This is a genomic window from Pseudomonas sp. B3(2017) (assembly GCF_002113595.1).
GTDB lineage: Bacteria > Pseudomonadota > Gammaproteobacteria > Pseudomonadales > Pseudomonadaceae > Aquipseudomonas > Aquipseudomonas ekonensis.
Window position 1 is genome coordinate 45,865 of the sequence record NZ_NEIU01000001.1, and the last position, 14,115, is coordinate 59,979.

A 14,115-nucleotide genomic window follows, 5' to 3' on the forward strand; every position below is an offset into this window, starting at 1 on the left:
GTCACAACGCGGAAAAGTGCTTGAGCACCGTCGCTCGACTGAGATCGCCGCGCCAGATCGGTTCGACCTTGCCGCCGCCTTTGGCCTGGGCCTGCTGCCATTGCAGGCCCAGGTTGCGTTGCTCCGGCAGTTTCAGGTGGGCCTTGCTGAAACCGGTCAACGGCGCTTTCGCCGAAGGAAAGTGGATGTGCACATACCACAGGGTCTGCGCTGGCTGGCGGATCAGGTCGCGCACGGCGTACTCCTGCAGGAAGTCCCGGGTGCCGCCCGGGCGTTTCCCCAGGTCGCGCAGACCGCCTTCCTTGACGAGGTCCGCCACGTTTTGCTCCAGCAGGTAATCCAGGTAACCCTCGGTCGGGGTCTTGCTGCCCATCGATTGCCGGATGCGCAGCGAGCGGGCGTCCAGGGTGAGTTGCCGGGCCTGGTCGGTGAGGCGCCGGACCATCGGTTCGTGGGGTGAGCGCCGCTCGATGATCTGCGCGCGGATCGTCAGCTCCTGCGCCTCGCGCAGCAGCATGTCCTCAAGATCCGCCGGCAGCATGTCCTGGCGGGCGTAGCCGTGAACCCTGTCTTGATGGGCAGGCAACGCATCGAGCCGCCTTCGGGCTTCGTTCAGCAACGGTTGCAGCGGCGGTTCGTGCGCCGGCTGCGTCGGGGCAAGCGTTTCGTGCAGCCGGTACTTGCCGTTGGCCTGCGGGATCCAGGTTTCGTTGTGCCCATTGATCCCTTCGATGGTGAAGCGGGTGCTGCGGGTATCGGGATCCGTCAGTTCGCTGCCGATGAGCAGCCGGTCGTCCTCGGCCCTGAACAGTCTCTTGCCCGGCGCCCGTTCCGCCGGCACGACGGGCGTCACGTTGCGCAGCGCGTTGCGGGTGCTGTGCTCGATCTGCGTCAGTTGTTCGAGAAACGCCGAGAGGTGCTCCAGATCCAGGTGCTGCGGGTAGCCCAAGCGCCAGGCGTTGAGGCGGCGGCGGAACTCGGTGTACGCCGTCAGGGCCGCTTCAAGGATTTGCCGGCGCTGCGCCTGGCTGGCCTGCACCTGCGGCAGGTTGTGCTGGACGTACAGGGTGCGGCCGACTTCGGTGCGGGCCCGCTTCAACTGCACGTGAAAGTACATCCAGGCGGGGTCGTCGACGGCATCGGCGCGGGTGATCAGCTCCAGCAGGTGGGCGGTCTTGAGGTAGTCATGGTTGGCCCGGCTGAACTTCTTGTTGACGGTGGCCACGTCGGCGGCCGTCCTGGCCCGGTGCTCGCGGCTGGTGATGCGGGCCTGCCAGCGATTGAGCTCCTCCGTGAGGGCATGGGCCTGTTCGTACTCCTTGAGAAAGGCCATGCGCACGGTCTTGCGCCGATCCATCAGCGCCAGATGCCGGGGAGTGTCGGAGGCGGGCGTGGTTTCGGACTGCCTGAACAACGTGTCGATGCTGTCCAGGTGCTCCACCAGCCTGTCCTGGGCGAACCGGATCCGGTGCACGGTGCGTTCGACCACCACCCAGGCGTTGCGGCTTCGGGTGTCCTCGATGTGCGCGCGTTTTCGCCCATGGCTCAGGGGGTGCAGTTCGGTCAGGGTCTGGTGGCTGTCGCGGGCGGTTTCGATGTCGCGGATGAAGGCGTTCTCCAGCGCCGGCCGCAGGGTCTTGCGCTGCTCGGGCGTGCTGTCATAGAAGCGCTGCAGCTGGACGTTGGTGCTGCGGGTCTGGCTGTTGAGCTGCCGGGTGAGCGCGTCGGCGGTGTGGGTCAGGGTCAGTTGGCGGCGCAGGTGCCGGTCGGTCCACCAGCGCGGCAGCCATTGCCGGATCGCTTGCGGCCACAGCGGATCGAGGCCGTCGGCCAGGTGCCCGAGAACCGCGCCGCCGCCCAGGCCGCCGCCGTCCATCAGGGTGCCGTGGACCGCGTAGTGGGTGTCCCAGTGGCCGTTTTCGTTCAGCGCGACGGGCATTCTGTAGCTCCGCGCCTGGGTGCCGGACAGTCGCCAGTGGCGGGCGTCATCGCTCAAAAAGACGCGGTACGGGCGGCCTGCGCGGAGGATGAAGTCCCCGTCGGCGTGCCGGTACACGTTCCGGTAGACGCCGTGGTTGAGCGGCTGCAGGCCTGCCAGGGAGATGTCGTGTTCGTACTCATAGCCCTTGAACGGGTCAGGCAGGCCTCGGCCCCTGGCGCGGTGGGCTGAGCGCGGTGCGCGGGCCTGATGACGCAGGCGCGTGGCCGAGCGGGCGGCGGAGGGGGCGGCCGCAGCGGCCGGCAGGATATCCATGGCCGCATCGATCAATGACAGCAGCACGGATTCGACCCCATCAAGGCCCTCCGGGACATTGCCTTGCAGAAAGGCCGCCGTTGCCCGGTTGGCGTTGCCCCACGCCTCGTGAAGCGCAATGGCCGTCCCCACGAACGGCACCACGCCGAGGGCCATCTTCAGGTAATTGAACACGGAGCCGTCGGCCAGCGCATGGCGCTCCGCGGCGAGGGCATCGTTGGAGCGGGCGCTGCAGCGATGGGCTTCGAGCAGGCGGCCCATGTGCACGTGGATCAGGTGGCCGGCCATTGAGGTGGTGGCCGGCCACTTCGGCCCGACACCGATCAGACCGTCGAAGTTGCGCCGCACCGCCTCTTTGATCCGGCCGGCATGGCGTGCAGGCTCGCCCGCCAAGGCACGCCCGGCCAGGTAGTCGACCATCGTGCCGGGCACGCAGCGGTTGAACAGGTCCAGGCGGGCATCCTCCAGCGAGCCGAACTGGCGCAGGCAGTCGCCGTCAGGGGCGTCAGGCAAGTATTGCAGCGTCAGCCCGCTGACGCGCTCGACGATAAAGGTCACGCCGGTCAGCGTGCTCGGCCCCTGGGCCGGCGTATCCTTGCCGCCCACGGTCAAGTGCGCCGGCCGCAGTTCGATGCGCTTGCCGTCTACGGCGTAGGCCGCAGGATCCGACGCGTCGGTGGCGATCTCCAGCACCTTTCGGCCGATGTGGTCGATCCGGCCTTGCAGCAGGGCACGTTCGCCTTGCAGGCGCAGCATCAGCCTCCAGGGTTCGCCCAGGCATTCGCGGCGCCAGGCGCTGCTGAACGCAGGTTCTTCTGAGGGGCCGAGGAAGGTGGCGACCAACTGGCGTTCATAGTGTCCGGGCAGGTCGAGATCCGGCACCAGCGTGCGCAGGTAGGCAGACGTGATGCCGCGCTCCAGGGTGCTGCGGTCCTGGTCGTCATCGGCGTCGATGATGACGTTCAGGAACGCCAGCCGCTGCTGCATGGCCTGGTCGATGTTGAGGCGGGCGAGTTCGACGAGCGTCAGGCGCGTGCGCTCCCGGCCGGCCACCAGGACCAGTTCATGCGGGGTGCCGGGCCCGGGGGCCGCCACCGTACTTTTTTGGTAGGCCGTGGCGACCGGCAGATCCAGCGTGACCGCAAAGCGCTGCCGGAGCGCAAAGTCCTTGCGCAGGCGGGCGTCGATCCGGGTCTGGAAGAACACGTCCCTGGGCGGCAGTTCGCGGTCGATAAGCGCCTGGCAACGGTGCGCGGCATCGAGCCACTGGTGGATCAGTCCCCTGAACCGTACGCGTTGCGCCTGGGTCAAGTGACCGAGCCAGGGCGGCAGCTTCTCGGCCAGCGCCGCGCTGCGCTCCTGTTCCAGCCGCTGCGAGAGGGCCAACTCGCGGGCGGCCGGCATCGCCACCGTCAGTTTCGCCAGGCTCTCTTCGCGCAGCTTGGCCAACGCCTGGGCCCGTTCGGCGGCACGGCCGGGCAGTGGACAGTCGCGCAGGATCTTCAAGGCTTGCTGCTCGCAGGCATAGAGCTGCTCCTGCAAGGCCCAGGTGAACGGATCGCGGCTCAGCGGCGTCAGGTGCAGCGTCGCCTCGGGATCGTCGGCCGATTGCCTGAACAGGTTCCGCTCCATCGCCTGGCGCGAGCCGAAGCGCTGCAGGCCGCCGTCGCGGCCGGGCCAGTGAAGCAGCAGGGGCTCTTGCGATCCGGTCTCAAGGGCCGAGGGCGCCGCGATGACCAGCACGCCCTCAAGGTCCGCCGCGTGTCGGACGCCGTCTTGCGGCGCGACGAGGGTGATGCGCGCGACGGTCACCTGCGCAGGCCAGTCCTCGGGAGCGGTGTCGAGCACGGACGAGAGGCGGTGGACATCGTCGTCATCGAGGTGGCCGAGCAGCCGTTGCAGTTGCGCTTCTGTCCGCAGCCCCTCGAGCCGGGCCAGGTGCAGGGCCCGGTAATGCGTGTTCGAGGGTTGGTTCCATTGTGGAATGTCCAGTCGCTGCGGTGCGCCGAGCAACGCCGAAGCGGCCTGATGGCTGGCTTGCCCTGCGCTCGCCAGGGCATCGGACAGGCGCTTGAGTGCTGTGAGGCGCTCACCGTACTGCGCGCCCTCCGGATCGCTGCCCAGCAGCGCATCGAGGGCGGCCTGTTCCCGAGCCAGCGCCTGACGACACATGTCCCAGGGAATGTCCGGCGTCATCAGGCCGAAAGGGGAGGCTTGCGTGTCGTCCGGGGTCGCCTGCGCCACCGGATCCGGCGTTTCGGCGAACAGTGCCTCAAGCGTGGCCCGATCCGGGTGGTCGGCAGCGGGCGATGCGCCGGTCAGCAGCGGCAGGAGGCTGAGCCGCAGGGGATCGTGTCCGAGCCCGATGAGCTCGACCCCGGTGGTTTGCGCAGGCACCGGATGTTGCCCGACCAGCCAACGCTCCAGCGCCTGCCCGTTTGCGAAGCGTCTCAGCGCCGGCGAGCGGGCGGGCGAGTACAGCAGCGCCGGCGCATCCGCCGCCTGGAGCGCAATCGTCATCACGCCGAACAGGCGCCGGCTTTCGCCTTCTCGGACGGTGAGCAGCGGTTGCGTGATTGATGCCGCGTGATCATCGGTGGCCGTCGGATCCGACCGTTTCAGCAGTTGCTGCCATTGCGCGGTGTCGATCAGTCCCTCGGCACGGGCCAGGTCGCAGGCGCCCTCGAAATGCTGGCGATACAGGCTCAAGGCGTGATCCCGGCGCGACAGCGGCGTACCGAGGGCGCGGGCGGTCCACCAGCCGGGTTCAGGAGCCGCAGGACACTGCGCCATCAGCGCGAGCCACTGCCGGCGGCAATCGTTGCAGCGTGCCGTGGCCTGGAGGCAACGGCGCTGATCGGTGTTCGGCGGCAGCGGATGAAACGGATCGAAACCGGTCAGGTCGGGAACGGGCAGGTCGAGCATGATGAGGGGGCTCCGTGAAGGGTGGGCGGCAGGCAAGCCGTCTTCACGTCATTAGAAAGCCCTGCGGCGAGGCCTTGGCGGTATCGGGTTATCGCGGGCGCTTTGTGGAGGGGCTCGTCTGGATAACGCCCGGAAGACCGTTCGGCGCCCTTCATCAAACTGTCACGCAACTGTGGCAGCGCGCTTGAACAAACTTCATCAGACTCGCGCTCTACTGGGGTTCTGCGTTTCGGTGTTTTTCATGCGTGTATTTTTATTGCTGGCCGCGCTGGTGTTCGGCCTGCCTTCATGGGCCGCCTCGCGTTGCGATGTGAACGTTGCGACCGAGCGGGTCGACCTGGCGCAGGTGAGCCTGGCCTACCAGAGCATCGGCCGGGCGTCGGATCCGGCGCTGCTGCTGGTGATGGGCCTGGGCGGGCAGTTGATCCATTGGCCCGACGAGGTGGTGGTCGCCCTGTGTCAGCAGGGCTTTCGGGTGATCCGCTACGACAACCGCGACGTGGGGCTGTCCGCTTGGCGGCAGGCGCCGGCCGAGGCCAACCTGACGTTCGAGGTGCTGCGCTACAAGCTCGGTCTGCCGGTGTCGGCGCCCTACAGCCTGACCGACATGGCCGACGACGCGCTGGGCCTGATGGATGCGCTGCACGTCGAGCGGTTCCATGTGCTGGGGGCGAGCATGGGCGGGATGATCGCCCAGCACCTGGCGGACATGGCGCCGCAGCGGGTCGAGAGCCTGACCCTGATCATGACCAGCTCCGGCGCCGAAGGCTTGCCGGCGCCGAGCGCGGCGCTGGTGCAGTTGCTGTCGCGGCGCGGGGCGCCGAGCCGCGAGGTGGCGCTGGAGCAGCAGGCCGACCTGCTGGCGGCCCTCGGCAGCCCGACGGTGAAAGACGACCGGCAGGTGTTGCTGCAACAGGCGGCGGTGGCCTATGACCGGGCGTTCAACCCCGAAGGCGTCAAGCGCCAGATCATGGCGATCCTCGCGGAGCCGAGCCGGGTGGCGCTGCTCAACCGGTTGCGCGTGCCGACCCTGGTGGTGCACGGCACCGCCGACCCGCTGCTGCCGGTGATGCACGGCGTGCACCTGGCGGCGCATATCCAGGGCAGCCAATTGCGGCTGATTCCGGGCCTGGCCCACCGTTTCCAGGAGGCGTTCAAGGCGCCGTTGCTGGCGGCGGTGCTGCCGTACCTGCAGGCGCACCGCGAGGACGCCTCGCACTGGGCGCAGATCGAACCGGCGGCGGGCAGCAACCTGCTTTGACCGGGCGGCAGGGCGTGAATCGGGCGGGCGCGCCAATTTTCGGTCGTCAAAAAAGTATCAATGTGCCACTATTGCCGTCTGTCCGCTGCCGCAAGGGCCGCGATGATTTCACGCATAGGGACTTGATTCATGACGTACCGCACTTTCCGCACCTGGGCTGCGTTGACGCTGCTCGCCTGCCTGACGCTCACCGGCTGCGCCCACGTGCAACCGCCCGTGGCGCTGGACAACCAGTTCTGGGACGCCAAGGAGCCAACCATCGGCGTGGCGATCAACGCCGTGCCCGTACCGGTGCTGGCCTTGACCGGCAATCAGGGCCTGCTGGACCTGGCCATCAACAAGGGCGTCAACAGCAAGCTCAGCGACAACGTCGAGACCTGGCAGGTGCGCGACTTCAACACCCTGCCGGAGGCGATCGTCGCCAAGCTGCAGGCCAAGGGCTACAAGGCCAAGCGCATCGAAGAGCCGCTGAACATCGCGTCCTACAAGGAAATGTCGTTCCGCGAGGGCTACATGACCCGCGACCTGACGTCGCTCAAGGCCGCCTACGGTGTCGACCGTCTGGTGCTGGTGAACGTGTACGCCACCGGCGCCGTCCGCAGCTACTACAGCATCGTGCCGACCAGCGCGCCGATGGCCCATGTGAGCGGGGAGGGCATGGTGGTGGACCTTTCGGACAACCGGCTGCTGTGGTTCAAGCCGTTCACCGTGACCCAGGCCGCCCAGGGCGAGTGGGACGAGCCGAACTACGCCAACCTGTCCAACGCCTTCTACCAGGCCATGGACGACAGCCGTCAGCAAATGATCAGCCCGTTCGCGCAATGAGGCACCGCATGGCGGCGGGCCTTGCGCTGGCCCTGTTGACGCTGGCCGGATGCGCGCAGAAGCCGCTGCCGCCGGCAGGCTTCAATGACCCGACCGCGTTGCCCTACGTGCAGGCCCACGGGCTGAAGGTCGAGGTGCAGGTGCCGCCGGAGTTCGTCGGCGCCAGCACGGTGATCGATGCCAAGGCCGCGTTGAAGGCCCAGTCCTCCAGCCACAACCTGGTCGCCAGCTCCGGCAACAGCGCGGGGTTGGCCGGCATCATGGTCGCCAGCCTGATCAATACCCAGATGGGCAGCGGCACCTTGCAGCGCGATGCGCAGAAGGCGGCGTTCAACGAGTCCCGGCCGATGGCCGACCTGCTGGCCGGCATCCCGGTGCAGGAGCGCCTGCAACGCCGCTTCACACAGGCTTCGCAGGCGGCGGGGCTCAAGCAGGGCGAGGGCCAGGTCACGGCGCGCCTGTTGATCGAACCCCGGCTGATGCTGACCGCCGACCGCGGCAGCTTTCTGTTGGTCAACCAGGTGCAGATCCAGGACATCGCCGGCTCGGCGCTGTACCGCATGAGCATCGAAGTGGCCAGCCAGCCGTTCCGCCGCTGCGGGCAGCAGTGCATCGACGACGGCAGCCTTGAGCTGGCCCGGGTCACCGCCGCCCTCGACGCGTGCATCGACGAGGCCATGCGCGTGCTGGCCACCGACCTTGCGCTGCCGCCGGCGCCGGCCGCCGCCCAGGAAACCCTGCGCTACGTGCTCGACGGCCAGCGGGTGGTGGAGCGCGGTTACCAGTTGCAGCGCAGCGGCGACTACTGGCGCTACCGCAACCTCTACGGTGCGGTGAAGTCGGTGCCGGTGCCGTTCGAGGATGCGCTGACGCCGGCGCAGCTCGATCAGGCCTACGGCCGCTGAGACGCACCGGCCGGCTCCTGGGCCGGGGTCAGCTGTGCAGGCGCACCCAGACGCTGACCAGCACTGTCGCGGCCATCAGCCACGCCACCGCCGCCACGGCCAGGGAGGCCTCCAGGCGCATCCGGTCGACCATCACGTACAGCGTCGCCAGGTAGACGAAGTACGGAATGATCGACCACATGCCGAACACGATGGTGGTCTTCAGGTCGTCGATCGAGCGGCCCTTGCCGACGATGTAGTGGGCGATCAGGGCGAAGGTGGGAAACAGCGGCACCAGCCCGGCGATGTAATAGTTCTTGGTCTTGGACAGCGCGGCGAGGATCACCACCACCGCCGCGCCGATTGCCGCTTTCAGAATCAGGTCCACTGTGATCTCGCTTAATGGCTCAGGCCGTACTTTTTCACTTTGTCGAACAGCGTGGTCTTGGCCATGCCCAGTTCCTGGCTTGCCTGGGTCAGGTTGCCGCCGCTGCGCTGCAGCGCATCGCCCAGCAGGTTGCGCTCGAAGGCTTCCACCGCTTCGGCGAACGCCAAGCCCTGGCCGGCGCTGCCGGCGCCGGACTTCTTGAAGGCCGGCAGGCCCAGGGCGAAGCGTTCGGCGACGTTGCGCAGTTCGCGCACGTTGCCCGGCCAGTCGTGGCTCATCAGGCTCGATAGCGTCTGGTTGTCCAGCTCCGGCGCCGTGCGGTCGAAGCGCAGCGACGACTGCTGCAGGAAGTGCTCGAACAGCTGCAGGATGTCTTCGCGGCGCTCGCGCAAAGGCGGCAGTTCCAGGGTCACCACGTTGAGCCGGTAGTACAGGTCGCTGCGGAATTCCCCGGCCTTGCTCGATTCGTCGAGGTCCGATTTGGTGGCGGCGATCACCCGGCAATCCACCGCCACGCTCTGGTTCGAGCCCAGCCGCTCCAGGGTGCGTTCCTGCAGCACCCGCAGCAGTTTGATCTGCAGCGGCAGCGGCATGCTCTCCACTTCGTCGAGGAACAGCGTGCCGCCGTCGGCGTGCTCGATCTTGCCGATGCGGCGCTTGCCGGCGCCGGTGAAGGCGTTGGCCTCGTGGCCGAAGATTTCGCTTTCGAACAGGTTTTCCGGCAGGCCGCCGCAGTTGAGGGCGACGAAGGCCTTGCCGTGGCGCCGGCTGAAGTCGTGCAGGCAGCGGGCGACCAGTTCCTTGCCGGTGCCGGTCTCGCCTTCGATCAGCACGTTGGCCGAGGTGTCGGCCACGTTGGCGATCAGTTCGCGCAGGTTCTGCATGGCCGGCGAGCGGCCGATGATCCGGCCCTCAAGGGAATCGCGCTCGGCCAGTTGCCGGCGCAGCGACGAGACCTCCCGCGCCAGGCTGCGCTGCTCCAGGGCGCGGCGGGCGACGTCCACCAGGCGTTCCGGGGAGAACGGTTTCTCCATGAAGTCGTAGGCGCCCTTCTGCATCGCGCCCACCGCCATGGAGATGTCGCCGTGGCCGGTGATCAGCACCACCGGCAGGCTGCGGTCGCGGGCCTTGAGCCGGGTCAGCAGCTCCAGGCCGTCGATGCCCGGCAGGCGGATGTCGCTGATGACGATCCCGGCGAAGTCGTCGCCGACCCGCGCCAGCGCCTCTTCGGCGCTGCCCACGCCGATGCAGGGAATGTCCTCCAGGGCCAGGGCCTGCTGGCAGCCGAGCAGCACATGGGGGTCGTCTTCGACGATCAGCACACTAAGGTCGTTGTTCATATCGGCTCGTCAGGTGGAGTGCCTGCCAACGGCAAGCTGAGGACGAAGGCGGTGCCGCCGTCGGCCGGGTGTTCGACGCCCAGGTGCCCGCCGGTGGCGGCGGCCAGGCTGGCGGACAGGGTCAGGCCCAGGCCCAGGCCCTGTTCGCCGGGTTTGGTGGTGAAGAACGGCTCGAACAGGTGCTTGCGCGCCTCGGCGTCGATGCCGTGGCCGTTGTCGCGCACCCGCAGGCGGTACTTGCCGTCGAACGTTTCGCCTTCCAGCCACAGCGCCGGCAGCGGCTGCGCCTGCATGGCGTCCAGCGCGTTGCCGATCAGGTTGACCAGGATCTGCTCCAGGCGGGTCTGGTCGATCTGCACCTGCACGTCGTCGAACCGGCGGTGCAGTTGCAGGGCGGTGTTCTCCAGGCGGGCGCCGAGCACCTGCAGCGCCGCGTCCACGGCCTTGCCCAGGCTGGCGCGGCCCTTGTCGTCGCCGCGGCGGGCGAACGAGCGCAGGCTGGCGGTGATCCGGCCCATGCGGTCGATCAGGTCGTTGATGGTCTTGAGGTTGGTGCTGGCCACGTCGAGCTGGCCGCGCTCAAGGAAACGCACGGTGTTGCCCGACAGCGTGCGCATCGCCGCCAGCGGCTGGTTCAGTTCGTGGGCGATGCTGGTGGACATCTGGCCGATGGCCGCCAGTTTGCCGGCCTGCACCAGTTCGTCCTGGGCCCGGCGCAGGGTTTCCTCGGCCTGGCGCCGTTCGCGGATCTGGCCCTTGAGCCGGTCGTTGCTGGCGCGCAGGTCGGCGGTGCGTTCGGCGATCCGTCGCTCCAGCTGATTGTTGGCTTCCTGCAAGGCTTCGCGGGCGGCGAGGCGGGTGGCGATCACCTTGCGCCGTTCGTTCCAGGCGATCAGCAGGAACGCCACCAGCGCAAACGCGACGGCCACCAGGATGCCTTGGTTGATGGCTTCGCGGCGCAGGTCCTGCAACGGCGTGAGCAGGGTGAAGTTCCACGGGGTGTCGCTCAGCGGCCGGGTCTGCGCCAGGTAGCTGATGCTCTCTTCGTCGCTGCCCAGTTCGCTGTTGGCCGGGAAGGTGAGCTTCTCCACGCCTTCGGCCAGGGTCTCGCGGGCCAGCGGTTGCAGTTCGTTGAGCGGGAACCAGTAGTACTGCAGGCTGCGGGCGAGCTTTTCCTTGGTCTCGTCGCTCAGCGGCACCACGGACTTGAGGCGCCGGGCCGGGTCGCTGGAGAGAATGATGATGCCGTTCTCGTCGCTGACGAACGCCTCCAGCCGCGCCCGTTGCCAGCGTTCCTCCATGGCTTCCAGGCGCACTTTGACCACGGCCACGCCGATGATCTTGCCGTGCTCCTCCAGGCCGTGGGCCAGGTAGTAGCCGGGTTCGCCGTTGGTGCTGCCGATGCCGTAGAAACGGCCGGGCTGGCCGCGCACGGCGTTCTGGAAGTAGGCGCGGAAGGACAGGTCTTCGCCCAGGTAACTGTCGACGTCGCGCCAGTTGCTGGTGGCCATGACCCGGCCGGTGGTGTCCATCACGTAGATGGCCCGGCTGCGGCTGCGCCGGTTCAGGCCTTCAAGGTAATCGTTGACCGTCTGCCGGTGTTCCGGGGTCGGGTCGTCGAGCAGCTGCGAGACGCTGGTCTCAAGCTCCAGCAGGCTCGGCAGGTAGGTGTATTTGCTGATCTCGCTTTCGACCGCCCGGGCGTGCAGTTCCAGCTGGCGCTGGCCGTTCTCGCCGAGGCTGCGGATGCCGAAGTGCTCGCTGGTCCAAAAGCCCAGGCAGCCCAGGCCGACCATCAGGGCGATGACCAGCGGCGGCAGGAACAGATGGCGGATCAGACGGGGTTTCACGGCAAGTGACGGCGGCGCTGCGCGATAGAGATTGGGGTCGCATTTCATCACAGATGCCTTGGGTCAACCACAACACAAATCAGCCCCTAGAAGAGCGGACTTGCCGCGAAGGCGGTGGATCGGTCAACGGTGAGGTTGAATGTTCCGGCCTCTTCGCGGGCAAGCCCGCTCCCACAGGGTCAGCGGTGCTCCTTAGTGCTGCAGGATTTTCTCGAGGAAGTGCTGCGCGCGCTCCGAGCGCTGGCTCACGTCGCCGAAGAATTCCTCTTTCGGGCAGTCTTCGATGATCTTGCCGGCGTCCATGAAGATCACGCGGTCGGCCACCTTGCGGGCGAAGCCCATTTCGTGGGTCACGCACATCATGGTCATGCCTTCCTGGGCCAGCTGCACCATCACGTCCAGCACTTCGTTGACCATTTCAGGGTCCAGGGCCGAGGTCGGTTCGTCGAACAGCATGACGATCGGGTCCATCGCCAGCGCACGGGCGATCGCCACGCGCTGCTGCTGGCCGCCGGACAGTTGGCCCGGATGCTTGTGGGCGTGGGCCGAGAGGCCGACGCGATCGAGCAGCGCCAGGCCTTTCTTGGTGGCTTCTTCCTTGCTGCGGCCCAGCACCTTGATCTGCGCGATGGTCAGGTTCTCGGTGATGGTCAGGTGCGGGAACAGCTCGAAGTGCTGGAACACCATGCCCACGCGCGAACGCAGTTTCGGCAGATTGGTCTTCGGGTCGGCGATGGAGGTGCCGTCGACCACGATGTCGCCCTTCTGGAAGGGCTCCAGCGCGTTGACGCACTTGATCAGGGTCGACTTGCCCGAGCCCGAAGGGCCGCAGACCACGATCACCTCACCTTTCTTGACCTCGGTGCTGCAGTCGGTCAGCACCTGGAAGTCCCCATACCACTTGTTGACGTTCTTGATAGAGATCATACGGCGAACCTTTTTTGCAGACGCTTGACCAACCGCGAGGCGGCGAAGCTGATGATGAAGTAGACGAGACCCGCGAAGATCAGGAACTCATTGGAGCGGCCGATGATGTCGCCGCCGGCGCGCGAGGCGTTGAGGAAGTCCACCAGGCCCACGGTGTAGACCAGCGAGGTGTCCTGGAACAGGATGATGCTCTGCTGCAGCAGCAGCGGGGTCATCTTGCGGAACGCCTGGGGCAGGATGATCAGGCGCATCATCTGGCCGTAGGTCATGCCCAGCGCCTGGGCGGCGCCCATCTGCCCCTTGGGGATCGACTGCACGCCGGCCCGCACGATTTCGCAGAAGTACGCCGCCTCGAACATCATGAACGCCACGATGCAGGAGGTGAACGCGCCGATCGGGGTGTCTTCGCCGGTGATCCAGCGCAGCACGAACGGCACCGCCAGGTAGAACCAGGTGATCACCAGCAGCAGCGGGATCGAGCGGAAGTAGTTGACGTAGGCGCCGGCGACGTTCGACAGCACCTTGTTGTGGGACAGGCGCATCAACGCCAGCACGGTGCCCAGCGCGATGCCGCCGACGACGCCCAGGGCCATCAGCTTGAGGGTCATCAGCATGCCGTTCCACAGGCCGGGAATGGCCGGGACGATGCCACTGAAATCGAATTCCATCATTTACCCCCTACGGAGATCAGGCCCGGCACGGCGACTTTCTTCTCGACCAGTCGCATCAGCAGCATCAGGCTCATGTTGAGGGTGAAGTAGATCAGGGTGGCCAGGGTGAAGGCCTCGAACAGGTTGGCCGAGAACTCGGCGGTCTGCTTGGTCTGGGCCAGCAGCTCCATCAGGCCGATCAGGGACGCCACGGAGGAGTTCTTGAACACGTTCAGGAATTCCGAGGTGAGCGGCGGAATGATGATCCGGTAGGCCTGGGGCAGCAGCACGTTCCAGTAGATCTGCGGCAGCTTGAAGCCCATGGCGCGGGCGGCGGACTCCTGGCCGCGCGGCAGCGCCTGGATGCCGGTGCGCACTTGCTCGCACACCCGGGCGGCGGTGAACAGGCCCAGGCACACGACGACGCTCAGGTAGGCCGAGGTGGTCGGGTTCAGGTCCTGCTTGTACCACTCCTGCAGGTCCGGCGGCAGCAGGTCGGGCACCAGGAAGTACCAGATGAACAGCTGAACCAGCAGCGGCACGTTGCGGAACAGTTCGACGTAGCAGGTGGCGATGCCCGAAACGATGCGGTTCGGCACGGTGCGCATGATGCCCAGCAGCGAGCCGAGCAGCAGGGCGATGATCCACGCGACGATGGCGATGGCGATGGTCCAGCCCAGGCCGGAGATGAACCAGTCGAGATAAGTCTCGCTGCCCACGCCGGTGGACTTGAAGAACACGCCCCAGTCCCAGTTGTAATTCATTAGGGTCTCCCCTCGGATTCGATCATGTACAAGTGCCCGCCTGGGGA

General features: G+C 67.1%; 10 protein-coding genes. 3 read left to right on the forward strand and 7 right to left on the reverse strand.

Features of this window, described 5'->3' with window-relative positions:
• Position 1 precedes the first annotated feature (1 nt).
• Positions 2-5,179, reverse strand: a complete 5,178-nt coding sequence (locus CAG33_RS00160) for a dermonecrotic toxin domain-containing protein (RefSeq protein ID WP_085636528.1) — start codon at positions 5,177-5,179, stop codon at positions 2-4.
• Between the two features lie 241 nt (positions 5,180-5,420).
• On the opposite strand from CAG33_RS00160, the gene CAG33_RS00165 reads away from it, so the two are divergent.
• The 3 genes from CAG33_RS00165 (at position 5,421) to CAG33_RS00175 (ending at position 8,170) form a co-directional block, all read left to right on the forward strand.
• Complete coding sequence (locus CAG33_RS00165; RefSeq protein ID WP_085580177.1) at positions 5,421-6,440, forward strand: alpha/beta fold hydrolase; 1,020 nt, start codon at positions 5,421-5,423, stop codon at positions 6,438-6,440.
• 129 nt (positions 6,441-6,569) lie between these two features.
• Complete coding sequence (locus CAG33_RS00170) at positions 6,570-7,265, forward strand: hypothetical protein (RefSeq protein ID WP_085580179.1); 696 nt, start codon at positions 6,570-6,572, stop codon at positions 7,263-7,265.
• An 8-nt stretch (positions 7,266-7,273) separates the two neighbouring features.
• The gene (locus CAG33_RS00175; protein ID WP_256575640.1) at positions 7,274-8,170 is read left to right on the forward strand and encodes a hypothetical protein; all 897 of its coding nucleotides are present in this window, start codon (positions 7,274-7,276) and stop codon (positions 8,168-8,170) included.
• A 28-nt stretch (positions 8,171-8,198) separates the two neighbouring features.
• Here CAG33_RS00175 and CAG33_RS00180 read toward each other — a convergent pair whose 3' ends face one another.
• The 6 genes from CAG33_RS00180 to CAG33_RS00205 form a co-directional block, all read right to left on the reverse strand.
• On the reverse strand, positions 8,199-8,528 hold the full coding sequence (locus tag CAG33_RS00180) for a GlpM family protein (protein ID WP_170929942.1): 330 nt from the start codon (positions 8,526-8,528) through the stop codon (positions 8,199-8,201).
• A 20-nt stretch (positions 8,529-8,548) separates the two neighbouring features.
• A complete protein-coding gene (locus CAG33_RS00185) occupies positions 8,549-9,877 on the reverse strand; it encodes a sigma-54 dependent transcriptional regulator (RefSeq protein WP_085580185.1) in 1,329 nt (442 codons plus the stop codon).
• Positions 9,874-11,775 carry a sensor histidine kinase gene (locus CAG33_RS00190; RefSeq protein WP_085580187.1) on the reverse strand — a complete coding sequence of 634 codons (1,902 nt, stop codon included), beginning with the start codon at positions 11,773-11,775 and terminating at the stop codon, positions 9,874-9,876. The genes CAG33_RS00185 and CAG33_RS00190 overlap by 4 nt, the downstream gene beginning before the upstream one ends.
• A gap of 144 nt (positions 11,776-11,919) precedes the next feature.
• Positions 11,920-12,654 (reverse strand): amino acid ABC transporter ATP-binding protein, encoded by a 735-nt coding sequence (locus CAG33_RS00195; RefSeq protein ID WP_085580189.1) that lies wholly within the window; start codon positions 12,652-12,654, stop codon positions 11,920-11,922.
• Positions 12,651-13,322 carry an amino acid ABC transporter permease gene (locus CAG33_RS00200; RefSeq protein WP_085580191.1) on the reverse strand — a complete coding sequence of 224 codons (672 nt, stop codon included), beginning with the start codon at positions 13,320-13,322 and terminating at the stop codon, positions 12,651-12,653. Before CAG33_RS00200 ends, CAG33_RS00195 begins: the two co-directional genes overlap by 4 nt.
• Positions 13,322-14,068: an amino acid ABC transporter permease gene (locus CAG33_RS00205; protein WP_016773392.1), complete on the reverse strand. Its 747-nt coding sequence runs from the start codon at positions 14,066-14,068 to the stop codon at positions 13,322-13,324. The genes CAG33_RS00200 and CAG33_RS00205 overlap by 1 nt, the downstream gene beginning before the upstream one ends.
• Positions 14,069-14,115 lie beyond the last annotated feature (47 nt).

Coding starts and splice junctions, on each gene's coding strand:
- CAG33_RS00160 (WP_085636528.1), bottom strand. CDS start 5,179: ATGCTCGACCTGCCCGTTCCCGACCTGACCGGTTTCGATCCGTTTCAT.
- CAG33_RS00165 (WP_085580177.1), top strand. CDS start 5,421: ATGCGTGTATTTTTATTGCTGGCCGCGCTGGTGTTCGGCCTGCCTTCA.
- CAG33_RS00170 (WP_085580179.1), top strand. CDS start 6,570: ATGACGTACCGCACTTTCCGCACCTGGGCTGCGTTGACGCTGCTCGCC.
- CAG33_RS00175 (WP_256575640.1), top strand. CDS start 7,274: ATGGCGGCGGGCCTTGCGCTGGCCCTGTTGACGCTGGCCGGATGCGCG.
- CAG33_RS00185 (WP_085580185.1), bottom strand. CDS start 9,877: ATGAACAACGACCTTAGTGTGCTGATCGTCGAAGACGACCCCCATGTG.
- CAG33_RS00190 (WP_085580187.1), bottom strand. CDS start 11,775: ATGAAATGCGACCCCAATCTCTATCGCGCAGCGCCGCCGTCACTTGCC.
- CAG33_RS00195 (WP_085580189.1), bottom strand. CDS start 12,654: ATGATCTCTATCAAGAACGTCAACAAGTGGTATGGGGACTTCCAGGTG.
- CAG33_RS00200 (WP_085580191.1), bottom strand. CDS start 13,322: ATGGAATTCGATTTCAGTGGCATCGTCCCGGCCATTCCCGGCCTGTGG.
- CAG33_RS00205 (WP_016773392.1), bottom strand. CDS start 14,068: ATGAATTACAACTGGGACTGGGGCGTGTTCTTCAAGTCCACCGGCGTG.